This window comes from Stenotrophomonas sp. YJH_SMC_69 (assembly GCF_059370495.1).
Map to the genome: position 1 here is coordinate 396,957 of NZ_JCAFTS010000001.1, position 26,415 is coordinate 423,371.

At 67.0% G+C, this 26,415-nt stretch carries 23 protein-coding genes; 10 read left to right on the forward strand and 13 right to left on the reverse strand.

The genetic code is table 11. The features are described 5' to 3' along the window. Positions 1-96: 96 nt before the first annotated feature. The 3 genes from AC5P8F_RS01885 (at position 97) to agp (ending at position 4,992) form a co-directional block, all read left to right on the forward strand. Complete coding sequence (locus AC5P8F_RS01885) at positions 97-1,659, forward strand: serine hydrolase (RefSeq protein ID WP_142234450.1); 1,563 nt, start codon at positions 97-99, stop codon at positions 1,657-1,659. 156 nt (positions 1,660-1,815) lie between these two features. Further along, a complete protein-coding gene (gene smrA / locus AC5P8F_RS01890; RefSeq protein ID WP_032956816.1) occupies positions 1,816-3,648 on the forward strand; it encodes a multidrug efflux ABC transporter SmrA in 1,833 nt (610 codons plus the stop codon). A 120-nt stretch (positions 3,649-3,768) separates the two neighbouring features. After that, positions 3,769-4,992 (forward strand): bifunctional glucose-1-phosphatase/inositol phosphatase, encoded by a 1,224-nt coding sequence (gene agp / locus AC5P8F_RS01895; protein WP_346601120.1) that lies wholly within the window; start codon positions 3,769-3,771, stop codon positions 4,990-4,992. Between the two features lie 9 nt (positions 4,993-5,001). On the opposite strand, the gene AC5P8F_RS01900 is transcribed toward agp, so the two are convergent. Next, positions 5,002-6,000, reverse strand: a complete 999-nt coding sequence (locus AC5P8F_RS01900) for a polysaccharide lyase (RefSeq protein WP_169412265.1) — start codon at positions 5,998-6,000, stop codon at positions 5,002-5,004. A 211-nt stretch (positions 6,001-6,211) separates the two neighbouring features. On the opposite strand from AC5P8F_RS01900, the gene AC5P8F_RS01905 reads away from it, so the two are divergent. After that, on the forward strand, positions 6,212-6,448 hold the full coding sequence (locus AC5P8F_RS01905; protein ID WP_046429698.1) for a hypothetical protein: 237 nt from the start codon (positions 6,212-6,214) through the stop codon (positions 6,446-6,448). An 88-nt stretch (positions 6,449-6,536) separates the two neighbouring features. On the opposite strand, the gene AC5P8F_RS01910 is transcribed toward AC5P8F_RS01905, so the two are convergent. Further along, positions 6,537-8,345, reverse strand: a complete 1,809-nt coding sequence (locus AC5P8F_RS01910) for a DUF885 domain-containing protein (protein ID WP_346601119.1) — start codon at positions 8,343-8,345, stop codon at positions 6,537-6,539. A gap of 112 nt (positions 8,346-8,457) precedes the next feature. Here AC5P8F_RS01910 and AC5P8F_RS01915 point away from each other — a divergent pair, with 112 nt between their 5' ends. Both AC5P8F_RS01915 and AC5P8F_RS01920 read left to right on the forward strand, forming a co-directional pair. Beyond that, complete coding sequence (locus AC5P8F_RS01915; protein ID WP_014646478.1) at positions 8,458-8,814, forward strand: GFA family protein; 357 nt, start codon at positions 8,458-8,460, stop codon at positions 8,812-8,814. Then, on the forward strand, positions 8,811-9,626 hold the full coding sequence (locus tag AC5P8F_RS01920; RefSeq protein WP_032956827.1) for a DUF4349 domain-containing protein: 816 nt from the start codon (positions 8,811-8,813) through the stop codon (positions 9,624-9,626). The genes AC5P8F_RS01915 and AC5P8F_RS01920 overlap by 4 nt, the downstream gene beginning before the upstream one ends. 31 nt (positions 9,627-9,657) lie before the next feature. On the opposite strand, the gene AC5P8F_RS01925 is transcribed toward AC5P8F_RS01920, so the two are convergent. Both AC5P8F_RS01925 and AC5P8F_RS01930 read right to left on the reverse strand, forming a co-directional pair. Further along, positions 9,658-9,951, reverse strand: coding sequence for a hypothetical protein (locus AC5P8F_RS01925; RefSeq protein WP_005408721.1), 294 nt, complete (start codon positions 9,949-9,951; stop codon positions 9,658-9,660). Between the two features lie 68 nt (positions 9,952-10,019). Next, positions 10,020-10,964, reverse strand: a complete 945-nt coding sequence (locus AC5P8F_RS01930) for a LysR substrate-binding domain-containing protein (protein WP_014646480.1) — start codon at positions 10,962-10,964, stop codon at positions 10,020-10,022. Between the two features lie 115 nt (positions 10,965-11,079). On the opposite strand from AC5P8F_RS01930, the gene AC5P8F_RS01935 reads away from it, so the two are divergent. Next, entirely contained in the window at positions 11,080-11,952 is an 873-nt protein-coding gene (locus AC5P8F_RS01935) for an EamA family transporter (protein ID WP_164076962.1), read from the forward strand. A gap of 588 nt (positions 11,953-12,540) precedes the next feature. On the opposite strand, the gene AC5P8F_RS01940 is transcribed toward AC5P8F_RS01935, so the two are convergent. Next, positions 12,541-13,443, reverse strand: a complete 903-nt coding sequence (locus AC5P8F_RS01940; RefSeq protein WP_075075656.1) for a peptidylprolyl isomerase — start codon at positions 13,441-13,443, stop codon at positions 12,541-12,543. 136 nt (positions 13,444-13,579) lie between these two features. Here AC5P8F_RS01940 and AC5P8F_RS01945 point away from each other — a divergent pair, with 136 nt between their 5' ends. Continuing rightward, positions 13,580-13,945 carry a PadR family transcriptional regulator gene (locus tag AC5P8F_RS01945; RefSeq protein ID WP_004150914.1) on the forward strand — a complete coding sequence of 122 codons (366 nt, stop codon included), beginning with the start codon at positions 13,580-13,582 and terminating at the stop codon, positions 13,943-13,945. After that, complete coding sequence (locus AC5P8F_RS01950; protein ID WP_046429710.1) at positions 13,942-14,931, forward strand: sensor domain-containing protein; 990 nt, start codon at positions 13,942-13,944, stop codon at positions 14,929-14,931. Before AC5P8F_RS01945 ends, AC5P8F_RS01950 begins: the two co-directional genes overlap by 4 nt. Positions 14,932-15,130: 199 nt before the next feature. Here the strand turns inward: AC5P8F_RS01950 and AC5P8F_RS01955 are convergent, their stop codons facing one another. After that, positions 15,131-16,438 carry a polyhydroxyalkanoate depolymerase gene (locus tag AC5P8F_RS01955; RefSeq protein WP_014646484.1) on the reverse strand — a complete coding sequence of 436 codons (1,308 nt, stop codon included), beginning with the start codon at positions 16,436-16,438 and terminating at the stop codon, positions 15,131-15,133. Positions 16,439-16,531: 93 nt separating this feature from the next. Further along, positions 16,532-17,122, reverse strand: a complete 591-nt coding sequence (locus AC5P8F_RS01960; RefSeq protein WP_014646485.1) for a class I SAM-dependent DNA methyltransferase — start codon at positions 17,120-17,122, stop codon at positions 16,532-16,534. A 149-nt stretch (positions 17,123-17,271) separates the two neighbouring features. Here AC5P8F_RS01960 and AC5P8F_RS01965 point away from each other — a divergent pair, with 149 nt between their 5' ends. After that, positions 17,272-17,727 carry a CopD family protein gene (locus AC5P8F_RS01965; protein ID WP_014646486.1) on the forward strand — a complete coding sequence of 152 codons (456 nt, stop codon included), beginning with the start codon at positions 17,272-17,274 and terminating at the stop codon, positions 17,725-17,727. A 139-nt stretch (positions 17,728-17,866) separates the two neighbouring features. On the opposite strand, the gene AC5P8F_RS01970 is transcribed toward AC5P8F_RS01965, so the two are convergent. The 6 genes from AC5P8F_RS01970 to lpxA all read right to left on the reverse strand — a co-directional run bounded on the left by AC5P8F_RS01970 (position 17,867) and on the right by lpxA (position 26,405). Next, complete coding sequence (locus tag AC5P8F_RS01970; protein ID WP_014646487.1) at positions 17,867-18,826, reverse strand: acetyl-CoA carboxylase carboxyltransferase subunit alpha; 960 nt, start codon at positions 18,824-18,826, stop codon at positions 17,867-17,869. Positions 18,827-18,939: 113 nt separating this feature from the next. Further along, positions 18,940-19,809 (reverse strand): hypothetical protein, encoded by an 870-nt coding sequence (locus AC5P8F_RS01975; RefSeq protein WP_014646488.1) that lies wholly within the window; start codon positions 19,807-19,809, stop codon positions 18,940-18,942. A gap of 64 nt (positions 19,810-19,873) precedes the next feature. Beyond that, positions 19,874-23,464, reverse strand: coding sequence for a DNA polymerase III subunit alpha (dnaE, locus tag AC5P8F_RS01980; protein WP_014646489.1), 3,591 nt, complete (start codon positions 23,462-23,464; stop codon positions 19,874-19,876). A gap of 237 nt (positions 23,465-23,701) precedes the next feature. Continuing rightward, positions 23,702-24,361 (reverse strand): ribonuclease HII, encoded by a 660-nt coding sequence (gene rnhB, locus AC5P8F_RS01985; protein WP_014646490.1) that lies wholly within the window; start codon positions 24,359-24,361, stop codon positions 23,702-23,704. Then, positions 24,358-25,560, reverse strand: coding sequence for a lipid-A-disaccharide synthase (gene lpxB, locus AC5P8F_RS01990; RefSeq protein ID WP_134967132.1), 1,203 nt, complete (start codon positions 25,558-25,560; stop codon positions 24,358-24,360). Before lpxB ends, rnhB begins: the two co-directional genes overlap by 4 nt. Positions 25,561-25,613: 53 nt before the next feature. Continuing rightward, on the reverse strand, positions 25,614-26,405 hold the full coding sequence (gene lpxA / locus AC5P8F_RS01995) for an acyl-ACP--UDP-N-acetylglucosamine O-acyltransferase (protein WP_014646492.1): 792 nt from the start codon (positions 26,403-26,405) through the stop codon (positions 25,614-25,616). Between the last annotated feature and the right edge of the window lie 10 nt (positions 26,406-26,415).

Sequence of the window (26,415 nt, forward strand, 5' to 3'; positions counted from 1 at the left end):
GGCACAGGGCAGGATGCGCCGCCGGACGTTACCATCCCGCGAAACCCCGGTGACGGCCTGCACATGGCCGCCACCCCTGTTCGGAGATCGTGCTGGATGAAACCCTGGATCGGAGGAGCCGTGCTGCTGGCGTGCACGACCATGGCGAGCGCGGCGACCCCGCCGCCGCTGCAGGACCTGGATGCGACCGTCGAGCGCGTGCGCGCGCAGTTCGACGTGCCCGGCATTGCCGTAGCGGTGGTCAAGGATGGCGAGGTGGTGCTGGAGCGCGGCTGGGGCGTGCGCGAGCAGGGCAAGCCGGAACCGGTGCAGGCCGATACGCTGTTTGCCATTGCGTCCAACACCAAGGCGTTCACGGCCACCTCGCTGAACCTGCTGGCGGAAGAGGGCAAGTTGAAGATGGACGACAAGGTGATCGACCACCTGCCGTCGTTCCGCATGTCCGACCCGTTCGTGACCGGGCAGATGACGATCCGCGACCTGCTGTCGCATCGTAGCGGCCTGAGCCTGGGCGCCGGTGACCTGCTGTTCTGGCCAACCACGTCCTACAGCAACGCCGAAGTAGTGCAGCGGCTGGGCAAGGTGCCGCTGAAGGGCGGCTTCCGCGAAAGCTATGCCTACGACAACATCCTGTACGCGGTCGCCCAGCAGGTGATCGAGCACGTCTCGGGCGTGAGCTACCAGCAGTTCCTGCAGACCCGCATCTTCGACAAGGTGGGCATGGCCGGCACGCGCTACAACGCCGACCACCTGAAGCCGGGTGACACGGCGGCGGTCGGCCACGCCAAGTACGATTTCAAGGACCTGCGCACCGTCGCACCGCTGACCTGGTCGAACAATGCCGGCGCCGGTGGCATTTATTCCAGTGCGCACGACATGGCGCGCTGGATGCAGGTGCAGCTGGCCGAAGGCAAGCTGGCCGACGGCACTGCGCTGTTCAGCGAAAAGAGCCAGCAGCAGATGTGGCGGATGATCACCCCGCAGTCGATCCCGGCGCCGAGCGTGCCGGAGCTGGCACCGGCACGGGCCAACTTTGCCGGCTATGGCGAAGGCTGGAGCCTGAGTGACTATCGCGGCCGGAAACTGGTCTGGCACACCGGTGGCTGGCCGGGCATGGTCTCGCGCTTGACCCTGGTGCCGGGCGAGAAGCTGGGCGTGGTGGTGCTGACCAACCAGGAAGTGGGCGCGGCGTTCAACGCGATCACCCTGAGCGTGCTTGATGCCTATCTGGGCGGCGACAAGCACGACTGGGTGGACGCCTATGCCAAGGCCGTGGCCAAGGGCCAGGACAAGGCCGACGAGGCCTGGGCCAAGCATCAGAGCGCGCGCGACAAGGGCAGCAGGCCGTCGCTGCCGCTGGCCGGCTACACCGGCACGTTCCGCGACCGCTGGTATGGCGACATGCAGGTCAGTGCCGCAGGCAAGGGCCTGCGCCTGCGCTTCATGAAGACCGCGCAGCTGAACGGCCGCCTGGAGCACTGGCAGCACGACACCTTCATCGTGCGCTGGGATGACCGCTCGCTCAACGCCGATGCGTTCGTGAACTTCAGCCTGGACCCGGACGGCAAGGTGCGCGAGGTGCGCATGCAGTCGATCTCCGACCTGACCGATTTCAGCTTCGATTTCCAGGACCTGCTGTTCACCCCGGTCAACGAATGAAGGTAGTGCCGGCCGCTGGCCGGCAACCTCATGATCTTCCGAAATGCCGCAAGGGTGCCGGCCAGCGGCCGGCACTACCGGAGCGGCGGCGATCATCGGCTGGCGTACACATCCGGCGTGGGATACTTCGCCGCTTGCAAGAGGCGAGGGAGTGCGATGTTCCGTTGGTTTGAATCCCTGATCCCGGTGTTCCCGCCCGTGGATGGGCGCATGCCACCGCGCAAGGTGCTGCCGTTCTACCTGCACTACCTGCGCCCGGTGTGGCCGGTGCTGCTGGCGACCCTGATCGCCGGCCTGCTGCTGGCGCTGGTGGAAGTGGCGATGTTCGATTACCTGGGCCGCATCGTCGACATGGTCGCCGAGCAACCGGGGGCCGATTTCTTCAAGCGCCATGCCAATGAACTGGGCTGGATGCTGTTCATCACGGTCATCGCGCGGCCGATCCTGGTCGGCCTGCACAACCTGCTGGTCAACCAGGCGATCGTGCCCGGCCTGAGCAACCGCTCGCGCTGGCTGATGCACAACTACGTGGTGCGGCAGAGCCTGAGCTTCTTCCAGAATGACTTCGCCGGCAGCGTCGCCAACCGGGTGATGCAGACCGGTACCTCGCTGCGCGAGTCGGCGGTGCAGATGGTCGACTCGCTCTGGTACATCGTGGTCTACACCGGCACCGCGCTGTACCTGTTCGCGCAGGCGGACTGGCGGCTGATGGTGCCGCTGATCCTGTGGCTGCTGGCCTATGCGGTGATCATGGTCTACTTCGTGCCGCGCGCGAAGGAACGGGCCTGGATTGCGTCCGAAGCGCGTTCCAAGGCGATGGGCCGCATCGTCGATGGCTACACCAACATTCCCACGTTGAAGCTGTTCGCCCATGGCGGGCGCGAGCAGGCCTATGTGGCCGAATCGATCCAGGAACTGGCGGTCAAGCACCGCGCGCAGACCCGGGTGACCACCGGCATGGACCTGACCATCGCCATCGTCAACGGTTTCCTGATTGCCGGTACCTGCGGGCTCGCGCTGTGGTTGTGGAATGGCGGCCACATCACCGTCGGTGCGATCACGCTGGCGACCGGCCTGGTGATCCGCATCCACAACATGTCCGGCTGGATCATGTGGACCATCAATGGCATCTTCGAGGACATCGGTACGGTGCAGGACGGCATCACCACCATCGCCCAGCCGCTGACCGTGCAGGACCGCGAGGACGCGGTGCCGTTGCAGGTGACCCGCGGTGGCGTGCACTTCCAGGACATCCACTTCCACTATGGCAAGAAGGGCGGCGTGATCGCAGGCCTGGACCTGGTGGTGAAGCCGGGCGAGAAGATCGGCCTGGTGGGTCCTTCCGGTGCCGGCAAGTCGACCCTGGTCAACGTGCTGCTGCGCCTGTACGACCTGGAAAGCGGCCGCATCCTGATCGACGACCAGGACATTGCCTACGTCACTCAGGAAAGCCTGCGCCAGCAGATCGGCGTGGTCACCCAGGACACCTCACTGCTGCATCGCTCGATCCGCGACAACCTGCTGTACGGCCGTCCGGACGCGACCGATGAGCAGTTGCGCGCTGCGGTGGCCAAGGCGCGTGCCGAAGCCTTCATCGACACGCTGGTGGATGGGCAGGGGCGTCGTGGTTACGACGCACATGTCGGCGAGCGTGGCGTGAAGCTGTCAGGTGGCCAGCGCCAGCGCATCGCCATTGCCCGCGTGCTGCTGAAGGATGCCCCGATCCTGGTGCTGGACGAAGCGACCTCGGCGCTGGACTCGGAAGTGGAAGCGGCGATCCAGGACAGCCTGGATGAGCTGATGGGCGGCAAGACGGTGATCGCGATCGCGCACCGGCTGTCGACCATCGCACGCATGGACCGGCTGGTGGTGATGGACCAGGGCCGCATCGTCGAGACCGGCAGCCACGCCGAACTGATCGCCGCCGGTGGCCTGTACGCGCGCTTGTGGGCGCGACAGACCGGTGGTTTTGTGGCCGCCGATCAATGATTGCTTTCGGGGTCGGAGCCTTCTCTGCGAGCAGGATCCGACCCTGGCCACGTATGCCTTGGGGTCGGATCCCTTTCCGCAGGAAAGGGCTCTGACCCCAACGTGTTTCCGGAGACCTGCATGATCCGACCCGTACGCTCCTTGTTGCTGGCACTCATTCTGGCCACCACGGCCGCAGCCGCGGCGACGACACCGGTGCAAGGCGACCAGCTCGAGCAGGTCGTCCTGCTAAGCCGCCACAACCTGCGCGCGCCGGTGGTGGCGTCGGGCGCCCTTGCCCATGCCACGCCGGAACGCTGGCCACGCTGGGACGTAGGCCCCGGCGAGCTGACCACCAAGGGCGGCGTGCTGGAGGTCTACATGGGGCGCTACATCGGCCAGTGGCTGCGCCAGGCGCAATTGTTGCCGGCGTCGGGTTGCCCGCAGCCGGCTGACTTCCACGCCCATGCCAACAGCCTGCAGCGTACCCAGGCCACCGCGCAGTTCTTCATTGCCGGTGCGTTTCCGGGCTGCCATGTTGCGGTCGAACAGCGCATGGCGCTGGGGACGATGGATCCGCTGTTCGACCCGGTGATCCACAACGATGACGCGGCATTCCGCAAGCGCGCGCTGGCGGCAATGCAGCAGGCGCTGACAGCATCGGATCTGGCACCCGCACTGTCCGTGGTGGAGGAAATCACCCGTTACCCGCAGTCGGCGGCCTGTACGGGGCGCAGCGACTGTCATCTGGTGCTGGGCGACACGACCTTCAATGCGGAGCCGGGCAAGGAGCCACGCGCTTCGGGTTCACTGGCACTGGCCAGCGGTCTGGTCGATGCCCTGCTGATGGAGCATTACCAGGGAAGTGGCGTTCCGCGCGAAGGTTGGGGCCGCTTGAACACGGAAGGCCAATGGCTGGCGTTGGCGCAGATCCGCAACCGCTACCAGGACATCCTGTTCGGAACACCCGCGGTGGCGCGTGACGTGGCCGCTCCGCTGCTGGCGCGCGTGGATGCGTCGTTCGGTGATCCGGCGTCGCCGAAGGTGATCCTGCTGGTCGGCCATGATTCCAATATCGGTTCGGTGCTGGCGGCGATAGGAATCGGTGACTACAGCCTGCCAGGCCAGTTCGAGAAGACGCCGATCGGTGGCCTGCTGCAGTTCGAGCGTTGGCGTGACCGCCAGGGCGGTGGCGAGCGGTTCCGCCTGGCCTACGTCTATCCGACCACCGCGCAGCTGCGCGATGCCGTGCCGCTGACCGAGGCGCAGCCGCCGGGACGCGTCGCACTGCCCTTGCCGGGCTGTGACCGGCAGGGCTGCAGCCGTGCGCAGTTCCAGCAGCTGCTACAGCGGGCCCGTCGCTGAAACAGGGGGCTATCGCGGCGGCGTGCGCACGATGCCCTGCGCAGCCATCAACGTAAGGTCGCCGCCCAGCCGTGGGGAACGGAACGGTCCGCGTGCATGCGCGGCATCGAACAGGCCGCCATCGGGTGAGCGCAAGCGGTAGAACTCGACCCAGCCGCTGGCCTGCAGGGGCAGCTGTGCAACGCCGGTGTGTTCGTTGAACCATGCAGGGTCCTTGCTGCCTTCGATGACGCGGCGGGCAAGGCGGTCAATGGCGCGATCCCTGCTGGCGTACCAGTCCTGGCCGCGCAGCCGTGCCAGCTCGGCCATCATCACCAGCGGCGCCAATGCGTAGTCGTGGTAGTGCAGGGCGCGTTGCCCGCGCGCCATCTCCAGCGGCAGGCTGCCATCGTCCTGGATGTCATCGACGCCCTTCTGGAAGGCGGCGTGGCCGGCTTGCCACAGGGCATCGTCGTCGGTGGCCAGTCCGGTGGCCAGCACGCCCAGACCGCCCCAGTAGTAGTGGTTGTTGCGGCGCCGTTTCGGATTGTTCCAGTACGCCAGGTTGGCCCGGGCCAGCCTCTGCAACCACGGATCGATGCGCGCGCGCTGCCGGGCATCTGTCTGGTCGTGCACCTTCAGGTAGGCCATCGCTACCGCATCGAGCATCCACTGCCGCATGTAGAACGACTGGTTGTTGTTGACCCGGATCATCTGCCCGAGCATGGCGCCGTCGTCGGCCCACGCGCCCAGCCAGTTCAGCGTGCACTGTGCGGCTGCCGGGTCACCGTCGCGCAGGTAGTCGTCGCTCATGCGCGCCACGTCGGCGGCATAGCGGTCCAGCGGCGCAGTGGCGTCCTTGTTCTGCTGGCGAAGTGCCGGGTCGATCACCGAACCGGCCTTGTCGGTGTAGTAGCCCAGGGCACGGATGTCGGGCTGTCCCGCCGGTGGCGGCGGGCAGGCAGCGTAGGCAGGAGTGCTGGCCAACAGCGCGGGCAGCAGCGCAAGACGCAAGAGGGGGAGAGACATGGACGCCGGCGGAAGGGGGAACCTGGCGAAAGATGCGCCCGGAGTTGTTCGCCAGGTGTGAGGTCACGCACGCCCGATGTGCAACGGTTCAGGACCGGAGCGGCTCCAACGTGGCGGGAAGGATGCGTTGCCCTGTAGGCGACGCGTGCCCTTCTGGGCTGCGGGGTTGCGATGTAGTCTGCGGGTGATTCACCTACTCTGGAGATCGACCATGAAAATCACGGACTTTCTGGTAATGGATCACTATGGCGACCAGATCGACGCCGATCCCCATGGCAACAACATTGCATTCTGCTGTTTCGACTGCGGGCATCCCATACTGGCCGTCGCGCTGGAGAACCAACGTGGGTTTGATGAAGTGCATCCGGCGGCATGCCGGGGCTGCAAGGTGAAGTACTTTCTTGATATCCGCAGCAATGCCGGGAAGCTGTACATACACCGGATGTGAGGCCGTCGGGCGCTTCAAACAGAACGGCCCGGGAAGCCCGGGCCGTGAGGTGCTGCCAGAGCCGCGGGGCATTCAGCCCCGCAGCCGATCACTCGATCGGCTGGTCCAGCATCAGCTGGCGTGCGAAACGCACCGGCGGTGCGCCGTAGGACAGTACCTGGTCGTGGTACGCCTTCAGGTTGAACTTGTCGCCCAGCTTTTCCTGCACCGCCTTGCGGGTGTCGAAGTGTTCCTGCGCACCCACGAAGTAGGTCGGCAGCTGCGCCGAGGTCAGCTGCGCGCGCACCCACTTGCCGGCCGCTTCGCTTTCCTGCTGGAACGCGTCGTGGGTCATCAGGTGCATCGCCTTCTCGCGATCCCAGTTGTCCACGTGCACGCCCTGGTCGAGGATCGCGTTGGAGATCGTGCGCAGGTAGAACTTCAGCTGCACCAGGTGGAACAGCGGGTCGTTGTCGAGGTAGCCCTGCTCCTGCATCATGCGCTCGGTGTAGACCGCCCAGCCTTCGGCGAACAGGCCCGAACGCAGCACCGCACGCAGGGTGGAGGGGAACTTGGCCGAATGCCAGCCCTCCAGGTAATGGCCCGGGGTGCCTTCGTGGATGCTCAGCAGGTGGATCATGCGCGAGTTGTATTCACGCAGGAACGAGTCGACCTGCTTCTCGTTCCAGTCGTCCGGAATCGGCGACACGGCGTAGAAGGTCTTCAGGTTCTTGTCCAGCGGGCCCGGAGAATCGCAGTAGGCCACGGCCACGCCACGCTGAAATTCCGGCATCAGGATGATGTCCACCGGCGCATCGGGCAGGGTCACCAGGTCGTGCTCGCGCACGAACGCGGTGGACTGCTCCAGCGCGGCCTTGGCATCATCGACCACCTTGTCGCGCGCCGGCTTGTCGGCGTAGGCCAGTTCCAGTGCGGCCTCGATCGCCTTCTGCTGCTGCTCGTCGGTCGGCTGGGCCGGCATCTCCGGCGCACCCGGCTTGTCCTTCAGTACGGTCTGCGCGATGCCGTACATGTCCTCGCGCACGCGCTTGAGTTCGGCGCGTGCACGCTCACCGATCTCCTGGCGCGACAGCGAGGAGCTCAGCGCGAACTTCAGCTTCTGGTCGTACTTTTCCGCACCAATGCGGAAGTCGCCCTTGGCGTTCGGCACCAGGGTCTTGTCCAGCCAGGTCTGCTGCTCGTCCACGGCCTTCTTCAGGCCGTCGATGGCGGCCTGCAGGCGCTGCTGGTCGGCCTGCGGCAGTTCGCCGATGTGCGGGGTGATGAAGGTATCGACGATGCTGAGGATGCCCTTGTTCTGCTTGGCCACCGTCTCGGCATGGATCTTCGGAACGCGGGCCGGATCCAGGTTCTCGCGTGCCTGGGCGAAGATCGCCGGCAGCTTTTCCATGCGCGCGGTCGCCGACTTCAGGCGTTCCGGCAGCGGTGCGAACTCCCGGGCCATCAGGCCATAGATCGCGCTGCCGGCGATGCCGTTGTACAGCTGCGGGTCCCACTTGCCGGACTGGAGCACTTCGGCGTTCCAGATTTCCGACTGCAGCTGGTTGCGCAGGATCGCCGCGTCCACCTGGTTCTCGCGGCCCAGCTTGGCCACCTCGATCTTGTCCAGCTCGCCCAGCAGCGCCTTGTAGGCGGCCACGGTCTTCTGCTGGCCGGCGGCGCTCAGGTCGTCCAGTTCGCCGTCGTAGCGGTGGTCACCGATCTGGGTGGCGCTGACCGGCGACCGCTGCATCCAGGTGTCCAGGGCGCGCTTGGACAGATCGGCGAAGGCGGCATCGACCGCCGCGTCACCGGCCTGCTGGCTGGTGGCCGGGGTGGAAGCGTTGGTCGGGGCGTCGGCAGGCTGGCAACCGGCCAGCGCAGCGACCAGGGCGAGGGCAAGAAGATGCGGGCGCATCGGCATTCCTGTACGGGGTCAAACCCTGAGCATAGGGCCCCGTCGCTGCTTTGTCCCCGTGCCATAGGATTACCATGGGCGGTTTCAAGGACCCTCCAAAGGAGCGCAGGACATGGAATACCAGGGAAGCTGCCATTGCGGCAGGATCGCATTCACCGTACAGGCCGAGGCGCCGATCAGCGACGTCATCGACTGCAACTGCTCGATGTGCCGCCGTCGCGGCAGCCTGCTGTGGTTCGCCCCGCGCGAGGCGTTCCAGCTGGCCACCGATCCGGCTGACGTGGCCACCTACCACTTCAACAAGGCGCATATCGACCACCACCACTGCCGCCAATGCGGTATCGCCCCCTACAGCGAAGCGATCGATCCGCGTACTGGCACACCGATGGTGGCGGTGAACGTTCGCTGCGTGCCGCAGGTCGATCTGGCCGGTCTTTCGGTGACCTCCTACAACGGAGCCGCGCTGTGAGGCCGCTGTGCGCGTGGACGCGCACGCTGGCAGTGCCGGTGCTGCTGTTGGCACTGGCAGCCTGCGCCAAGAACGGTGAGCGCGCTGCAGAGGCGGGCGCGACCGCGGCCGATGCCGCTGTTGCTTCGCCGGAAGGCGCATTCCTGGCCTACGAACATGACGTGCAGGTGCAGTTGGAGGCGGCGCAGATCGCACCGCGCATCCAGCAGATCGCCCAGGCCTGCCAGAGCGCGAAGTTCGGCGACTGTGCAGTGTTGCAGGTCGACCAGCGCGGCGGCGAGCAGCCCAGCGGTGAAGTGAAGGTGCGCATCGCGCCGAAGGGCACCGAGCCGCTGATCGCGATGGCCGGTGAGGGCGGCACGCTGCAGTCGCGCAACACGCGCGCGGAGGACCTCGCGCAGGAAGTAGCGGACACCGCGCTGACCAAGTCCCGGCTGGAGAAGGAACACGCGCGGCTGTTGTCCTACCAGGACCGCAAGGACCTGAAGATCGAGGACCTGATGGCGATCACCACGCGGCTGTCGGAGATCGAAGCAGGCGTCGAGCAGGCCAACAAGGATGCCGCACAGCAGCGTCGGCGCATCGATACCCAGCTGGTGACGATCCACTTCGACACCACCTCGGGCCAGCGCAGCCGCAGCGAGATCGGCGAGGCGCTGAGCGAGTCGGGCAGCATCCTCAGCGGCAGCATTGCGTTCCTGATCCGCGCCGTCGCCGCGTTGCTGCCGGTAGGTGTGCTGGCCCTGGTCGTGGCCTGGGGTGTGCGGGCGTGGTGGCGTCGCCGCCGTCGCACGCTGCCGCCCACCCGCTGAGGTGACGGCTGATGCCGGCAGGGAGCCGGCGTCAGCCCTCGTCGGTCTCGTACTCGACGAACACATCCAGCTCCAGCGCCAGTTCCTGCACCGCGTCGCGCACCTTCTGCGCGGTGCTTTCATTGCCGACTTCCACTTCCAGTTCGTGGATGCCCGGGCCGATGTCATCGGACAGCCCGGCCGAACTGGAATCGTCGTCGTCCATGTGTGGCATCAGGTCGTCAGTTTCCTCGACATGTTCGATGCCCTCCAGGCCGAGCAGCAGGTCGCTGATGGCGCGGGCGTCGTCTTCGGTTCCGGTGATGCGCAGTCGCAGCATGGCCATGGCGTAGGTACGTTGTGGAGTTGCCTGCAGCCTAGCCAGCGCCGGGCAAAGAACGGGTGAGGGCGCAGTCAGGCGCGTGTGGCCGGGCGTCCGAGCAGGCTGTCCGGCAATGCGGGAATCGGCGTGCGTTCGTCCTGCGCCTGCTCCAGCAACCAGTCGATGAACAGGCGTGCGGCCGGGCTCGGCGGTTGTCCTTCGGCATGCACCACGTGATACGCATAGCGCGCCTTCAGCGCCGGGCCGGGCAGGCGTACCACCTCGTAGCGCTGCAGGTAGGGCTGCGCGATGTGGGTACGTGCCAGCACCGCGCCCATGCCGTACACCGCTGCACGCATCGCATCGGTGCTGTCGGCGAAGGTGTGCATCGGCGGCAGCGGCGAGGGCGGGCGCACGCCGGCATGACGGAACCAGTCGCGCCAGCCCTGCGGCGACAGGTCGGTCAGCAGCGGCAGGTCGGCGATGCGCGCCGGATCGACCAGTGCTTCGACCCCGGCCAGCGCCGGCGAGGCCACCGGGAACAGGTAGTCGTCCATCAGGTGCTGCGCACGCAGGCCCGGCCACTGGCCCAGACCGTAGCGGATGCCGACTTCCGGCCCATTGTCGTCGTAGCGATCCAGGCCGCTGCCGGTGTGCAGCTCGATGCGGATGTGCGGATGGGCCTGGGTGAAGCGCGGCAGCCGTGGCAGCAGCCAGCAGTAGGAGAGCGAGCGCAGCGTGGTGATCCGCAACGGCACGCTGTCGGCATCCGGCTGCAGGTGATGGGCGACGGCCGCGACATCGGTGAAGGCGGCGCTGGCGGCGTCGGCCAGTTGCCGGCCCTCGGCGGTCAGGCGCACGCCGCGGGCGTGGCGCAGGAACAGGCGTACTTCCAGCACTTCTTCCAGCCGGCGCACATGGTGGCTGACCGCGCTGGCGGTCAGGTGCAGCTCCTGCGCGGCCTGGGCGAAGTTCTGGTGGCGCGCGGCGACCGCGAACACGGCCAGTGCGGGGAGCAGGGAAGGGCGTAGCTGCATGTCGAGCCTCAAACCATATTTGTGGCTGGCAGCGATACTACGCGCTTGTGCGGCAGGCGTCTGCGCCCGATCCTGTCTGCCTTGACGAGGAATTGACGATGGACGGAGGCGAGGCATGAATGCGGTCCCACAGGCAGCCGAGCGCGACTGGCGCACACCGCTGGAGTTGACCCTGCTGGGCGCCATCTGGGGCTGCTCGTTCCTGTTCATGCGGGTGGCGGTGCCGTCGTTCGGCCCGTTCGCGCTGGTCGAGGTGCGGCTGGTGCTGGGCGCGCTGGTGCTGCTGCCGTTCCTGTGGCGTGCCCGCGCGCAGTTCCCACCGCGGCGCTGGCTGTGGCTGGCACCGATCGGGCTGATCAACTCGGCGCTGCCGTTCGTGCTGTTCGCCTACGCGGCCGAGCGAGCCCCTGCGGCGATCGGCGCCATCTGCAATGCGATGACCGTGCTGTTTGCCGCGCTGATCGCCTTCCTGTTCTTCGGCGAGAAGATCGGCATGCGCCGCGCGGGCGCGTTGCTGGTCGGCTTCGCCGGCGTGGTGGTACTGGCCACGGCCAAAGTCTCGGGCCTGAGCATCGGCACTGCAGTGCTGGCTGGTGCGGCGGCCTCGCTGCTGTACGGCCTGGGCGTGAACCTGGTGAAGCGGCACATGACCGGCCTGCCCTCGGCGGCGGCCGCTGCTGCAACGCTGTCGTGTGCCTCGCTGTGGATGTTGCCGATGGCGGTGACCCACTGGCCGCAGGCGGCGATTCCGCTGAAGGCGTGGGGCGCGGCGATTGCCTTGGGCGTGGCCTGCACCGGGATGGCGTTCCTGATGTTCTACCGCCTGATCGGTCGTATCGGCCCGTCGCGGGCGTCGACGGTGACCTACCTGATTCCGCTGTTCGGCGCGGCGTTTGCGTGGTTGTTCCTGGGTGAGCCGGTGACGGTGCAGATGTTGATTGCCGGTGTGTTGATTCTGGGGAGCGTGGCGGTGAGTCAGAAGGGCTGAGCGCGCCGACGCACTGGTAGTGCCGGGCGCTGCCCGGCAGCTCTTTTCCACGCCTGCGGAGAGGTGTCACTTTCTTTGCTCGTGCAAAGAAAGTAACCAAAGAAACACGCCGCCAGGCCGCGAGCCGGTGCTGCGCACCGGTGCCCTGCGCTCCTCGGCCCGTCGAGGGACGGCGCGGGAACTCGCTGCGCTCAGACACCCGCGCCTCTTCGCCCTCGCCAGACCTGCGGTGCTCGGCTCGCTCAAGGCGGACTGGAAGGTCAAGATCAACAGCAAAAGCATCCACGCATTGCGTGGATCTTCTGGATGCAGCTGTGGCCTTTGAACTGGGTCCGCCTTGAGCGACCCGAGCATCGCAGGGGAATCAGGGGCGAAGAGGTGCCGATGTCCTGTAGAGCCGACTGCTAGTCGGCTGCCTTGTGCACACCGTCCCCTGATTCACCGAGAAGCGCAGGGGACCGACGTGCGAAACACGGCGGCTCGCGACCTGGCGGCGCGTTTCTTTTGGTTACTTTTCTTTGCGTACAAAGAAAAGTAACGCTCATGAACAGTGAAGCACCTTCAGCACGCGTCACGCGCAGGAAACCATCAGCGAACCGGCACCGGAATATTGCACAGATCGATATGCCCGGCCGGGCGCTTGTAGAAATCATCCACGCGATTGCGCCGCGCCTCCACCGTATCGGCGAAGGTCTTCGAGTCGGTACGCAGTACCTGGATCGGCGTGCGCTCGGCTGCCGGCACGTCGCTGGCGCGGCGGATCGACACGATCGGCGTGCGCAGTGTCGGGTCGGTGTAGAAGCCCATCGGCGCCGGCCCGCGCGGCGTCGCGCTGAGCAGCTCCATGCCCTTCAGCACGCGACCGACCAGGGTGATGTTGCGGTCCAGTTGGCGCGGCGACTGTCCGGTCACCACGTACAGTTCGGCACCGATGCTGCTGTCTTCCTCGTTGCTGCGGCCCGCGCCCAGCATGCCGTAGCAATGTGCCAGCCAGGCCTTGCCGGCCTGTGGGTCCTGGCCGACCGGGAAGCCGTCGACAAAACCGGTCTGCGCGGCCCAGCCATCGCGGTCCGGCAGCACGGTGACCTTCAGGCCGGCGCTGGCGCGCTCGAACTCGGCCGGCAACTTGCGCGCGGCGCTGCCGAACGGCTTGGCCTTGGCTGCGTCATCGGCGTCGGCATCGCCGAACTGCACCACGAAGTTGTCCTGCGAGCGGTAGATGCTGGTGCCGTCCCAGAAATGCTCGTGGGCGAAGGTCTGGATGTTGGCGACATGGCGCGGGGCGAACTGCGGTGCCAGCTCGATGATGACCCGACCGGCCGGCAGGTCCATGTACAGCAGGTTGGCCGGGTCCGGGGTGCGCCAGTCGCTGGCCGCCGAGGCGTCGAGGATCTGCTGAGGGCTGCGGTAGGGCGTGGCCGCGCTGGCCAGGGCGGGCAGCAGGCAGGCCAGGGCGAGGGCGGTCAGGGCAAGGCAACGGCGGTGCGGCATGGGAACCCCGGAACATGAACGAGGCTTCGATTCTGCGCGAGCCGCGCAGCGGCGCCAACCGGGAGAGTGACTAACGACACATTCGCTATACCGAACTTCGCACTACTGTGGACTTCAACGTAGTGGAGGGCCGGTCATGTCCGAGGACGATGTCCACCTGAAGAAGTTCCAGAAGGAGCTCAGCGCCGGAACGGTGTCGCTGGCCCTGCTGGCGGTGCTGGCCCGGGCCGGGGAGCCGCTGTACGGCTACCTCATTGCCAAGGAGCTGGAGCGGGTGGGCGAGGGCGTGCTGAGCGGCAAGCAGAGCGCGCTGTACCCGGTACTGCGCAACCTGGAGGGCGCCGGCCTGCTGGAAAGCCATGTGGAACCTTCCAGCAGCGGGCCGCCGCGGCGCTACTACCGCATCAACGAACGTGGCCGCGAGGTGCTGGCGCAGTGGCGCCAGGCCTGGCAGGCCACCCGCGATTCCGTCGATTCCGTGTTGGAGGGGGTACCGCAATGAACGACCCGAGCCTGGCAGGCCGCGCCCTGCCTACGACCATCCCGCAGTACCTGGCGCAGCTGCGCGCGGCGCTGGAAGGTGCCGATCCGGCGATGGTGCAGGACGCGCTGTACGACGCCGAGGAATACCTGCGCTCGGAGCTGGCGGCGCAGCCCGGCCGCAGCGAGGCCGAGGTGATCGCCGATGTTGCCGGCAGCTATGGCGCGCCGGACGAAGTGGCCGAGATCTACCGCGAGACCGAAGTGACGGTGAACCGCGCGCTGCGTACGCCGCGTGCGGATACCGCGCCGATGCTGCGTGCAGCGGCGGAAGCCAGTGGCGTCGAGCCGGCCGCACCGCCGCAGGCGCCGGTGCAGCGTTCGCTGCTGGCGCGCTTCTTCGGCGTGGTGACCGATCCGCACACCTACGGTGCGCTGTTCTACATGCTGCTGTCGCTGGCCACCGGCATCTTCTTCTTCACCTGGGTGGTGACCGGCCTGTCATTGTCGCTGGGCCTGCTGATCCTGATCATCGGCATTCCGCTGACCGTGCTGTTCTTCGGCTCGGTGCGCGGGCTGGCGCTGCTGGAAGGACGGCTGGTGGAAGCGCTGCTGGGCGAGCGCATGCCGCGCCGCCCGCGTTACACCGACCGCAGCCGCACCTGGCTGCAGCGCATCGGCGACATGTTCACCGATGGCCGTACCTGGCTGACGCTGTTGTACTTCGTGCTGATGCTGCCGCTGGGCGTGATCTACTTCACCATCGCGGTGACGCTGCTGTCGCTGTCGCTGAGCCTGATCTGGGCGCCGGTCGCGGCGATCTTCAGTGGTGACATCCCCGGCGTGTACATCAACGACGTGAATGTGCTGCCGATGGCGGCCTCGCCGCTGGTGGCGATCGCGGTTGCTGCGGCGGGCGCACTGCTGCTGGTGCTGACGATGCACCTGGCACGCGGCATCGGCAAGCTGCATGGGCTGATTGCCAAGAACCTGCTGGTGCGGCTGTAAGCGGGCGCACATGCTTCGGCAGGTGCCAACCTTGGTTGGCACAAGCCATCAGCGTCGGGACGTTTGGTGGGCTTTGCTTTGGCAGGTGCCAACCTTGGTTGGCACGATCCATCAGCTGCAGGGATTCACGGTAGAGCGCCAACCAAGGTTGGCATCTACCAAAGCGTACCGACCAAGGTCGGCACACGCCAGAGGCGAGTTACCCCGCCTTGCGCCGCAACGGGGTGACGTTGCTCTTCTTCTTCGCGGCCTTCGCCGCCGGGGCTTCGGCATGCGCGGCGAAGAAGTCGCGCACCTTCGGGTACACCACCTCGCGCCAGCGACGGCCGCTGAAGATGCCGTAGTGGCCGGCACCTTCGACGATGAAATGCTCACGGCGGTCCGCAGTGATGCCGGTGCACAGCGCCTGCGCGGCTTCGGTCTGACCAAGGCCGGCGATGTCGTCCAGCTCGCCTTCGATGCTCAGCAGCGCGGTATCGCGGATCGCCGACGGATCGACCTTCTCGCCGTTGACCACCCACTCGCCACGCGGCAGCAGGAAGTCCTGGAACACCACGCGGATGGTATCGAGGTAGTACCTGGCCGGCATGTCCAGCACCGCGTTGTACTCGTCGTAGAAACGACGGTGCGCGTCGGCGTCTTCCAGGTCGCCCTTGACCAGGTCGGTGTAGAAATCCCAGTGCGAGCTGAAGTGGCGGCTCGGGTTCATCGACAGGAAGCCGGCGTGCTGCAGGAAGCCCGGGTACACGCGGCGGCCGGCACCCGGATAGCTGGCCGGCACGGTGTGGATGACGTTGTTCTCGAACCACGACAGCGGGTTCTGCGTGGCCAGGTTGTTCACTGCGGTCGGGCTGCAGCGCGCATCGATCGGGCCACCCATCATCACCAGCGTGCGCGGCGTCGGTTCACCACGGCTGGCCATCAGTGAAACCGCGGCCAGCACCGGTACGGTCGGCTGGCACACGCTCACCACGTGCAGGCGTTCGACGCCGAGGTGGCGGATGAACTCCTGGATGTAGGCGATGTAGTCATCCAGCCCGAACTCGCCTTCGCTGGCCGGCACCATGCGCGCGTCGACCCAGTCGGTGACGTACACGCGGTGGTCGCGCAGCAGCGTGCGCACGGTGTCGCGCAGCAGCGTGGCGTGGTGGCCGGACAGCGGCGCCACCACCAGCACGAACGGCTGGTTGAGCATGGTGTGCAGCTGGTCGGCTTCATTGCTGTGGCGCTTGAAGCGCAGCAGCTTGCAGAACGGCTTGCTCACTTCCTCGTGCACGACGATCGGCACGCGCTCGCCATCGACGTCGATTTCGTTGATGCCCCACTCGGGCTTCTCGTAATCCTTGCCGATGCGGTGGAAGAGTTCATTGACCGCCGCCAGGCGATCAGCACCGGGCATCTGCGACCACCAGTGGCCCTGGTTGGCGAAGAACCTGGCGTTGGCCTGGGCCTGGTGCACCCAGGGGGCGAGCAGGTTGCGGGTCAGTTCGTGCAGTTGATAGAGCATGACGACCGAATATGTATGGTCATATGTTGCCGCGCAGCATATCCCATCCAGGTGTCCCGCAGGTTAAGTCGGCTGAAAATAATGAATCCGGATTCACATCCGTTCCAGCGCGGCCGCATCGCCTGCCAGGGCGGGGCCTAGCCAGCAGTGCGACCCTACCGGCTGCAGGCCCTGGCGGGCCAGCGTGCGGCGGTACCAGCGCGCCGGTCGGGCCTGGAAGCCGTCGTGGTCGCCTTCGAACGCGTCCTCGGCGGCGAAGGTCTCCAGGAAGGCCACGCCGCCGGTCAGCTCGGCCACGCCGGCCAGTCCTGCACGCAGCTCGCGGTCGGGCACGTAGTGCATCACGTCCGAACACACCAGCAGGTCAACCGGGGCACAGGGCCGCAGCCAGGCGAAGTCGCCGAAGCGGGCCAGGTGCAGGTTGCGGGTCCTGCCGTAGCGGCGCACAGCGTACTCGCTGCTGTCGAAGCCGAGATATTCGACCTTCGGACGCAGCTTCAGCAGCGGCGCGCGCCAGGCGCCTTCACCGCAGCCGATATCCAGCACGCTGCGGATCGGCCGCTCCAGGTAGTACTCGGCGCTGGCCACGGCCAATGCCACCTTGCGCGCCAGGCGGGCGCTGCCGCCGATGTCGGCACGGCGGTACCAGCGTTGGAAGTAGGCGGCGTCGTAGGTCTTGTCCATGGGGCAGTGCGCGATCGGGGAAAACGGCGCCTATCGTACGGTGTTGCGGCGCGCCATGCGTCGATGTGTCGCGGCGCGCGTGCCTGCGGCGGCTTCGCCACGGCATGCGAGAATGGCCGCCAACCTACGCCAGCCGCCGGAGCGAGCGCATGCAGAGCTACTACTGGGTCAAGACCTTCCACATCGTGTTCGTGGTGGCGTGGATGGCCACGGTGTTCTACCTGCCGCGCATCCTGGTGAACCTGGCCGAGACCGCGGGCCAGCCGGCGGTGACCGAGCGCCTGCAGCTGATGGGCCTGCGCCTGTACCGCTTCGGCCACTCGATGTTCGGCCTGGCGTTCCTGCTCGGCCTGGTGCTGTGGCTGGGCTACAAGGTCATCCCCGATTTCCCGACCATGGTGGCGCCGGGAGCTGCCGGCTGGCTGCACGCCAAGCTGGGGCTGGTGGTGGTGCTGCTGGTGTACTTCGGCTGGACCGGCCGCCTGCTCAAGGGCGTGGCCAAGGGCCGGGCGCTGCCGTCGTCGCGCGCGCTGCGCTGGATCAACGAGATCCCGCTGCTGGCGTTCATTCCGATCGTGTGGCTGGTGCTGGCCAAGCCGTTCTGAGGCGGGGTCACCTGCGTCCGGTAGATCCACGCCATGCGTGGATGCTGTCAGGGCGCAAACGAAGGAGCCGGGCAAATGCCCGGCTCTTTCATTTCTGCAATCACCTCGTGTTGCCGGCCAGCGGCCGGCACTACCGGGCTTAGGCCGCTTCGTACGTGCCGTAACTGCGCAGGCGCGTGTAGCGCTGTTCCAGCAGCTGTTCGGTGGACAGCTTGTCCAGCGCGTCCAGTTCGTTCAGCAGCACGGCCTTCAGGCGCTTGGCCATCTGCGTCGGGTTGCGGTGGGCGCCACCGGTCGGCTCGCGCACGACCTTGTCGACCAGGCCGAGGCTCTTCAGGCGCGGCGCGGTCAGGCCCAGCTGTTCGGCCGCTTCCTTGGCCTTGCCCGCGTCCTTCCACAGGATCGAGGCGCAGCCTTCCGGGGTGATGGTCGAGTACACCGCGTATTCCAGCATCACGGTGCGGTCGCCCACACCCAGTGCCAACGCACCGCCGGAGCCGCCTTCACCGATCACGGTGCAGATGATCGGCACCTTCAGCTCGGCCATCTCGATCAGGTTGCGCGCGATCGCTTCGGACTGGCCGCGCGACTCGGCGTCGATGCCCGGCCAGGCGCCGGCGGTGTCGATCAGGGTCAGCACCGGCAGGCCGAAGCGCTCGGCCATCTTCATCAGGCGCAGTGCCTTGCGGTAACCCTCCGGCTTGGGCATGCCGAAGTTGCGCTTGATCTTTTCCTTGGTGTCGCGGCCCTTCTGGTGGCCGATCACCATTACCGCGCGGCCATTGATGCGGGCCAGGCCGCCCATGATCGCCTTGTCGTCGGCGAAGGCGCGGTCACCGGCCAGCTCCTGGAACTCATCGAACATGACGCGGAGGTAGTCGGCGGTGTACGGGCGCGACGGGTGGCGGGCCAGCTGCAGCACCTGCCACGAGGTCAGGTTGCGGAAGATCTGCGCGGTGCGCATGCGCAGCTTGTCCTGCAGCGCGTGCACTTCCGCCTCGACATTGACCGCCGGCCCGGCACTGGCGTTGCGCAGCTCCTGGATCTTGGCTTCCAGGTCGGCGATGGGTTGCTCGAAGTCGAGGTAGTTCGGATTCATCGGAAGCCGTCGTGTAAAGAAGGGGGGAATTCTAGCCGAATGCGTGCAAACCACCCGTACGCCTTCGTCTGGAAGGCGACGGTAGCGCAGCCGGGCAGGGGGCGCCAGTCAGCTCAGGGCACCACCAGGGCGCTGCGGCCCATCAACTGGCTGCGCTGGGAGACGAAGTCGTTGTAGGCCTCGTTGGCTTCCCGGCCAAGGCCGCTGCCCAGGGTGGCAGTGGCCGAGGTGAAGGCCATCTGCGCGGCGAAATCCTGCTTGCGCAGGGCCTTCTGTTCATCGGCGGTGGTGGCCTTCAGCCAGCGCGCGTAGACCTCGCGCAGGGGCGCGGCGTGGGCCTCGAAGGCCGGCACCAGCGCCGGCAGGCTGGCCGGGGCCGGTTCCAGGCTGTAGGCCGGGGCCACGTAGCCACCTGGTTGTTCGCGCTTGAACGCGCCGGGCTCGCCCATGCCTTCTTCCACGTAAGCGATGAAGTCGGGAGCGGTGAACACCTTGGCCACGATCTGGCCGCCGCTGGAATCAACGTGGGCCACCACCTTTTCCTTGGGGAAGGGTTCGCGCACGCCGTAGGTCCAGGTCTTGTCGATGAACAGGTCGTGGCGCTTCTCGAACGGGCCTTCGAAGTCGACGCCGCCGAGCTGGATACCGCTGTTGCCGACGCCGAAGTTCTTCACCTTGCTCTCGTCGGTGACGTAGATCTCGCGGGCGATCACGTACTCGCTGAGGGTCGGATTGATCAGCCCGCCACGACCGTCGACGTAGACGATGAAGCGCACATCACCGAGCTTGTCGGTATGCAGGCGATGCTCGCCGACAGCGAGCGAGACCGGGCGCGAGCCCTGTGCGGCCACCGGCAGGTCCTGGCCGTCGATGCTCAACGCCAGCGGCGTGTCGGTCGGGTTGTCGATCTGGAACTCGATCTTCGACGGGGAGCAGGCGGCCAGGGCCAGTGCGGCAGCGAACGGGAACAGCAGGGTCTTCATCGGCAATCGTCCTTGATACTTGGAACGGGGAAACAGGGGAGACAGGACAGCGAGGGAGCCAGCCTCAGCTGGCCCATGGCGGGCTGTAGCGCACCTTCAGCGTGCGCACGGCCGGGTCGGCGCGCAGCGCCTCCATCAGCTTGGAATCGATGCGTACCGCGCTCTGCCCGGACACATCGAGCATGCCGGCGACGCCGCCGTGCGGCCCCTTCAGCAGCAGGTCCAGGCGCAGTGGCGTCCGTCCCGGGCGATGGCGGTCGAGCAGCGCATCGATGCGCTCCCAGACCGGGCGCTGCTGGCGCAGGTCCAGGCGCAGCGACAGCCGCGTGGCGTAGTTGGCGCAGACCTCATCGAAGTCCCAGCACTGGCGGATGCGCAGCGCGAAGCCGCCGTTGAACTCGTCCTCGCGCAGGCCGCCCTTGACCACCAGGATGCGGTCCTTGGTCATCAGGTGGCCGAACTCGGCCATCGCGTCGGAGAACGCGCTGCACTCGACGCGGCCACGTCCGTCCTCAAGCTGGATGAAGATCTGGCTTTCGCCCTTGCGGCGCACGCCGACCACCTGGCCGGCCAGCACCGTCTGCACTTCCGGGCGCCAGCGCTTTTCGCCGCCGCCGCCACCACCGCTGTTGGCGCTCCAGATCTTCTCCACCGAACCCAGGTCATTGCCGACCAGGTCGCGCACATCGTCGCGCCAGGGATCGAACGGGTGGCCACTGAGATAGAAGCCCAGCGTGTCGCGCTCGCCGTTCAGGCGCTGCAGCAGCGGCCACTCCTCGGCTTCGGGCAGGTCCAGCTGGATCGTGGTCGCGCTCGGGTCCGGGCCACCGAACAGCGAGTTCTGTCCCGAAGCCCGCTCGCGGGCCATCTGGTCGGTAGCCTTGATCACCTCCGGCAGCTGCAGCATCAGCGAGGCACGGTTGCGGCCGAGCTCGTCCAACGCACCACAGTTGATCATCGCTTCCAGCGTGCGCCTGTTGAGCTTGGCCGAACCAACGCGCGTGCAGAAGTCGAGCAGGTCCTTGAACGGGCCGCCCTTCAGCCGCTCCTCGACCACCGCCTCGCAGGCACCCTGGCCGACGCCCTTGATCGCCCCGAGGCCGTACTGGATGGTGTCCGGCGTCACCGCTTCGAACATGAAGGCCGACTGGTTCACCTTGGGCGGCAGCACGGTCAGGCCGAGGTTGCGCACCTCGTCGAGGAAGCCGACCACTTTGTCGGTGTTGTCCAGATCGGACGACAGCGTGGCCGCCATGAACTCAGCCGGGTAATGGCGTTTCAGCCAGGCGGTCTGGTAACTGACCAGCGCGTAGGCAGCGGCGTGCGACTTGTTGAAGCCGTAGCCGGCGAACTTCTCCATCAGGTCGAAGATTTCGTCGGCCTTGGGGCCATCGACGCCGCCCTTGGCTGCACCTTCGCGGAAGATCTCGCGGTGCTTGGCCATTTCGGCCGGCACCTTCTTGCCCATCGCGCGGCGCAGCAGGTCGGCGCCGCCCAGCGAGTAGCCGCCGACGATCTGCGCCATCTGCATGACCTGCTCCTGGTACACCATGATGCCGTAGGTGTCCTTCAGGATGGCTTCGGTGCGCGGATCGGGATAGATGATCTCTTCCTGGCCGTGCTTGCGCGCATTGAAGGAGGGAATCAGGTCCATCGGGCCGGGGCGGTACAGCGACACCAGCGCGATCAGGTCTTCGAAACGGTCGGGGCGCGCGTCCTTCAGCAGGCGGCGCATGCCGGAGGATTCGAACTGGAACACCGCGCCGGTATTGCCGTTGGCGAAGATGTCCCTGTAGGTGGGCGTGTCGTCCAGCGGAATCGCGGCGATGTCCACCGGCGGGATGCCGGCGCGCTCATGGCGCTTGTTGATCGCCTTCACCGCCCAGTCGATGATGGTCAGCGTGCGCAGGCCCAGGAAGTCGAACTTCACCAGGCCCACTTCTTCCACGTCGTTCTTGTCGAACTGGGTGACCGGGTTCTTGCCGAGGCCGTTCTCGTCGTGTTCGGCGTACAGCGGGCAGAACTCGCTCAGAGGCTCGGGCCCGATCACCACGCCACCGGCGTGCTTGCCGGCGTTGCGGGTCAGGTCTTCCAGCTGCAGCGCCAGGTCGATCAGGTCGCGGACATCGTCCTCGGTCTCGTAGCGCTGGATCAGTTCGGCCGACGCCATCTCAGAGCTCGGGCCTTCCTTGCCCTTGCCCAGCGCATCTTTCAGGTGGATGCCCAGAATGTTCGGGATCAGCTTGGAGACGCCGTCGACCAGGCCGTACGGGAAGCCGAGCACGCGGCCGGAGTCGCGCACCACCGCCTTGGCGGCCATGGTGCCGTAGGTGATGATCTGGCTGACGCGCTCGCGCCCGTACTTGCGGGCGACGTAGTCGATCACCTCGTCGCGGCGGTCCATGCAGAAGTCGATGTCGAAGTCGGGCATCGACACGCGTTCCGGGTTCAGGAAGCGCTCGAACAGCAGGTTGTACGGCAGCGGGTCCAGATCGGTGATCTTCAGCGCCCACGCCACCAGCGAACCGGCACCCGAACCACGGCCGGGGCCGATCGGAATACCCTGGTTCTTGCCCCACTGGATGAAGTCGGCCACGATCAGGAAGTAGCCCGGGAAGCCCATCTTGATGATGGTGTTGAGCTCGAATTCCAGGCGCTCGAAATACTCTTCGCGGGTCTTGCCCGGCGCCAGCGGATTCTTCTCCAGGCGCTCTTCCAGGCCATCGCGCGACATCTTCTGGATCCAGGTGTCCAGCGTCTCGTCGTCCGGGACCGGGTAGTTGGGCAGGAAGTAGGTGCCCAGCCGCATCTCGATGTTGCAGCGCTCGGCCAGCGCCAGCGTGTTGTCGATCGCATCGGGGATGTCGGCGAACAACGCGCACATCTCCTCGGCCGACTTCAGGTACTGCTGGTCGCTGTATTCGCGCGGGCGCTTGGGGTCGTCCAGCACGCGGCCGGTGGAAATGCACACGCGCGCTTCGTGCGCGCTGAAGTCCGACGGCGACAGGAAGCGCACGTCGTTGCTGGCCACCACCGGCAGGCCACGCTGGCCGGCGGCCATCAGCGCGAACTGGTTGAAGGTTTCCTCGCCCTCGCGGCCGGTGCGCGTCAGCTCCAGGTGCAGGCCATCGCCGAACACGCGCTGCCAGTCGGCCAGCTGCTGCTCGGCCAGTTCATGCTTGCCGTCCAGCGCCAGGCGCCCGGCCAGGCTCTGCCGCCCGGCCAATGCGAACAGGTTGGCGTTGCCGGCCTTCAGCCAGTCCGGGTGCACGGCCACGCCGCCCTCGGGGCGATGGCCTTCCATCCAGGCGCGGGTCAGCAGCCGCGACAGGCTCAGGTAACCCTCGCGGTCGCGGCACAGCAGGGTCATCCGCCACGGGTCCTGGCCTTCCTCGGCGATCAGCACGTCGGCACCGGCGATCGGCTTGATGCCCACGCCTTCGGCGGCCTTGTAGAACTTGACCAGGGCGAACAGGTTGTTGAGGTCGGTCACCGCCAGCGCGGGCAGGCCGAGTTCGACCGAGCGCGACAGCAGGTTGGCCTGCTTGGCCTTCTTCGGGTCCGCCTGGTCCGGTTTGGCCGGCACACGGATGGTGGAGTCCGCCAGCGAGAACTCGGTGTGGACGTGGAGATGTACGAAGCGGGAGTTGGACATGCCGGACCAGGTTGGAGCGCGCGGGCCCCGGGTGCTGACGGACGATCGTCGCCGGGGTCGGGAAGCGCTGGAATGCCCGGTCAGGGTAGCGAGGGCAGGGGGTTGCCACAAGGCTTGACAGGGGCACGGCGTGGCGCCGGATTCAGGCGTGCGGGAGGCCGCCTTCTGTAGAGCCGAGCCCATGCTCGGCTGTCCACAGCAGCCGAGCATGGGCTCGGCTCTACAACTCCAGCAGGCTCAGGCGATGGCCGCCGCCTGCGTCAGGCCCAGGCACTCACGCACCGGGGCGAAGCTGCGCCGGTGTTCCATGCAGGGGCCGTGCTCGCGCAGGGCGGCCAGGTGGGCCGGGGTGCCATAGCCCTTGTGCTGTTCGAAGCCGTACTGCGGGTGGCGGGTATGCACGTCCTGCATGTAACGGTCGCGCGAGACCTTGGCCAGGATCGAGGCGGCCATGATCGCGCGGTCGATGCCATCGCCGCCGACCAGCGCCTGCGCCGGCAGCACCAGGCCCTTGGGCACCACGTTGCCATCGATGCGGGCGAAGCCGGCCACATGGGCAACCGCTGCAACGACGTCACGCATGCCCTGCAGGGTGGCCTGGTAGATGTTCAGGCGGTCGATGGTGTCCACGTCCACCAGCACCACGTGCCAGGCCAGGGCACGCTCGATGATGCGGTCATGCAGCTGTTCGCGGCGGGCCGCCGTCAACTGCTTGGAATCGTCCAGGCCGTTGATGCGTGGCCGTGACGGATCGAATACCACCGCCGCCACCGCCACCGGCCCGGCCAGCGGGCCACGTCCGGCCTCGTCGACGCCAGCGACCAGGCGTTCCGGCTCGACCACCGTCGCGCCGTCGAACAGGGCCAGGCTGGCCGCTGCGGCGTGACGGCGGCTCATGCCTGCGCCTGGTCGCGCATCAGCAGTTCGCCGACGGCATCGGCGGCACGCGCCGAAGCATTGCGGCGCAGGCGCTCGTGCAGTCGCACGTACGTGTCCTGCAGGTCGATCACCCGCTGCGGGTGGTCGAACCATTGCTGGATGGCCGCGGCCAGCCTGTCCGGCGTGCAGTCGTGCTGCATCAGCTCCGGCGCCAGGTCCTGGCCGGCCAGGATGTTGGGCAGGGCGAAGCGGTCGACCTTGATCAGGCCCAGCGCCTTGACCAGGCGATAGGTCAGTTCGTTGACGCGGTAACCGACGACCATCGGCCGCTTCACCAGCATGGCTTCCAGGGTCGCGGTGCCGGAGGCCAGCACCACCACGTCGGCGGCGATCATCGCGTTGCGCGCCTGGCCATCCAGCACGTGCGAGTAGGCCACCGGCAACGCCGAGCGCGACAGCTGTTCTTCGATCAGCTGCCGGCAGGCCGGGTTGGCGGCAGGCACCACCACATGCAGGCCCGGAATGCGTTCAGAGACCTGCCAGGCGGCTTCGAAGAAGGGTTCGCCCAGGCGCGAGATCTCGCCCAGGCGGCTGCCCGGCAACACCGCCAGCACCTTGGCCGAGGTCGGCAGCCCGAGCGCGGCACGGGCTTCCTCGCGGTTGCCCTGCAGCGGAATGTCATCGGCCATCGGGTGGCCGACGAAGCGTGCGTCGATGCCGTGCCTGGCATAGATCGGCGGTTCCATCGGGAACAGGCACAGCACCAGATCCGCGCTGCTGCCGATCTTCTCGGCGCGCTTCTCGCGCCAGGCCCAGACCGAGGGACTGACGTAATGCACGGTGCGCACGCCGCGTTGCTTCAGCCAGCGCTCGATGCCCAGGTTGAAGTCGGGTGCGTCGATGCCGATGAACACGTCCGGCTGCCATTCCAGGGCGCGCTGGCGGAACGCCGAGCGCAGCTTGAGCAGCCGCGGCAGGTGGCGCAGCACTTCGGTCAGGCCCATCACCGCCAGCTCGCTGGCATCGTGCCAGGTCTGGCAGCCGGCGCTGCGCATGGCATCGCCGCCAATGCCGGCGAACTCGGCATTCGGGAAGCGCGCCTTCAGTTCACGCACCAGGCCCGCACCGAGCAGGTCGCCGGACGCTTCGCCGGCAACCAGCGCGATCCGCAACGGGCGCTCGCTGAGCACCCGCTGTGCGGGAACGCTGCCGGCCATCGAGGCCAACGGAATCACCGCGGCGCCGGCCGCCGCCTGGCCGGTCGTGCTGCTCATCGCAGCAAGGGCCTCTCGGCGTGCTCGATGAAGTCCAGCATGGCCTTCACGTCATTGCTGTCACGCGCCTGTTCGGTCAGCTGCTGCTTGGCTTCGGCCAGCGGCAGGCCGGCCACGTACAGCGTGCGGTAGGCCCGCTTGATGGCCGAGATGCGGTCGGCGTCGAAGCCGCGGCGCTTCAGGCCTTCGCTGTTGATGCCGCGCGGGCGGCCCAGCGAATCGGTACCGACCATGGTGAACGGCGGTACATCGCCATTGGTCAGCGCGCCCATGCCGAGGAAGGCATGCGCACCGATGCGGCAGAACTGGTGGGCACCGGCGAAGCCGCTGATGATCACGTAGTCGCCCACGGTCACGTGGCCGGCCAGGGTGGTGTTGTTGGAGAACACGCAGAAATTGCCGACATGGCAGTCGTGCGCCACGTGCGTGTAGGCCAGCATCCAGTTGTCGTTGCCGATGGTGGTGATGCCGCCGCCGCCGCCGGTGCCACGGTTGAGCGTGACGAACTCGCGGAACACGTTGCGGTCGCCGATCACCAGTTCGGTGCGCTCACCGGCGAACTTCTTGTCCTGCGGCTCGCCACCGATCGCGGCGTGGCCGACGAAGCGGTTGTCGCGGCCGATCCGGGTCGGGCCGTGGATGCTGCAATGGGGGCCCACCACCGTGCCGGCGCCGATTTCAACATCGGGGCCGATCAGGGTGAAGGCGCCCACCTGCACATCGTCGGCCAGGCGCGCGGCCGGATCGATGACGGCGGTGGGGTGGATCCGCGGTGCGTTGTCAGTCATTGCTGCCTCC

Coding starts and splice junctions, on each gene's coding strand:
- AC5P8F_RS01885 (WP_142234450.1), top strand. CDS start 97: ATGAAACCCTGGATCGGAGGAGCCGTGCTGCTGGCGTGCACGACCATG.
- smrA (WP_032956816.1), top strand. CDS start 1,816: ATGTTCCGTTGGTTTGAATCCCTGATCCCGGTGTTCCCGCCCGTGGAT.
- agp (WP_346601120.1), top strand. CDS start 3,769: ATGATCCGACCCGTACGCTCCTTGTTGCTGGCACTCATTCTGGCCACC.
- AC5P8F_RS01900 (WP_169412265.1), bottom strand. CDS start 6,000: ATGTCTCTCCCCCTCTTGCGTCTTGCGCTGCTGCCCGCGCTGTTGGCC.
- AC5P8F_RS01905 (WP_046429698.1), top strand. CDS start 6,212: ATGAAAATCACGGACTTTCTGGTAATGGATCACTATGGCGACCAGATC.
- AC5P8F_RS01910 (WP_346601119.1), bottom strand. CDS start 8,345: ATGCGCCCGCATCTTCTTGCCCTCGCCCTGGTCGCTGCGCTGGCCGGT.
- AC5P8F_RS01915 (WP_014646478.1), top strand. CDS start 8,458: ATGGAATACCAGGGAAGCTGCCATTGCGGCAGGATCGCATTCACCGTA.
- AC5P8F_RS01925 (WP_005408721.1), bottom strand. CDS start 9,951: ATGGCCATGCTGCGACTGCGCATCACCGGAACCGAAGACGACGCCCGC.
- AC5P8F_RS01930 (WP_014646480.1), bottom strand. CDS start 10,964: ATGCAGCTACGCCCTTCCCTGCTCCCCGCACTGGCCGTGTTCGCGGTC.
- AC5P8F_RS01935 (WP_164076962.1), top strand. CDS start 11,080: ATGAATGCGGTCCCACAGGCAGCCGAGCGCGACTGGCGCACACCGCTG.
- AC5P8F_RS01940 (WP_075075656.1), bottom strand. CDS start 13,443: ATGCCGCACCGCCGTTGCCTTGCCCTGACCGCCCTCGCCCTGGCCTGC.
- AC5P8F_RS01945 (WP_004150914.1), top strand. CDS start 13,580: ATGTCCGAGGACGATGTCCACCTGAAGAAGTTCCAGAAGGAGCTCAGC.
- AC5P8F_RS01950 (WP_046429710.1), top strand. CDS start 13,942: ATGAACGACCCGAGCCTGGCAGGCCGCGCCCTGCCTACGACCATCCCG.
- AC5P8F_RS01955 (WP_014646484.1), bottom strand. CDS start 16,438: ATGCTCTATCAACTGCACGAACTGACCCGCAACCTGCTCGCCCCCTGG.
- AC5P8F_RS01960 (WP_014646485.1), bottom strand. CDS start 17,122: ATGGACAAGACCTACGACGCCGCCTACTTCCAACGCTGGTACCGCCGT.
- AC5P8F_RS01965 (WP_014646486.1), top strand. CDS start 17,272: ATGCAGAGCTACTACTGGGTCAAGACCTTCCACATCGTGTTCGTGGTG.
- AC5P8F_RS01970 (WP_014646487.1), bottom strand. CDS start 18,826: ATGAATCCGAACTACCTCGACTTCGAGCAACCCATCGCCGACCTGGAA.
- AC5P8F_RS01975 (WP_014646488.1), bottom strand. CDS start 19,809: ATGAAGACCCTGCTGTTCCCGTTCGCTGCCGCACTGGCCCTGGCCGCC.
- dnaE (WP_014646489.1), bottom strand. CDS start 23,464: ATGTCCAACTCCCGCTTCGTACATCTCCACGTCCACACCGAGTTCTCG.
- rnhB (WP_014646490.1), bottom strand. CDS start 24,361: ATGAGCCGCCGTCACGCCGCAGCGGCCAGCCTGGCCCTGTTCGACGGC.
- lpxB (WP_134967132.1), bottom strand. CDS start 25,560: ATGGCCGGCAGCGTTCCCGCACAGCGGGTGCTCAGCGAGCGCCCGTTG.
- lpxA (WP_014646492.1), bottom strand. CDS start 26,405: ATGACTGACAACGCACCGCGGATCCACCCCACCGCCGTCATCGATCCG.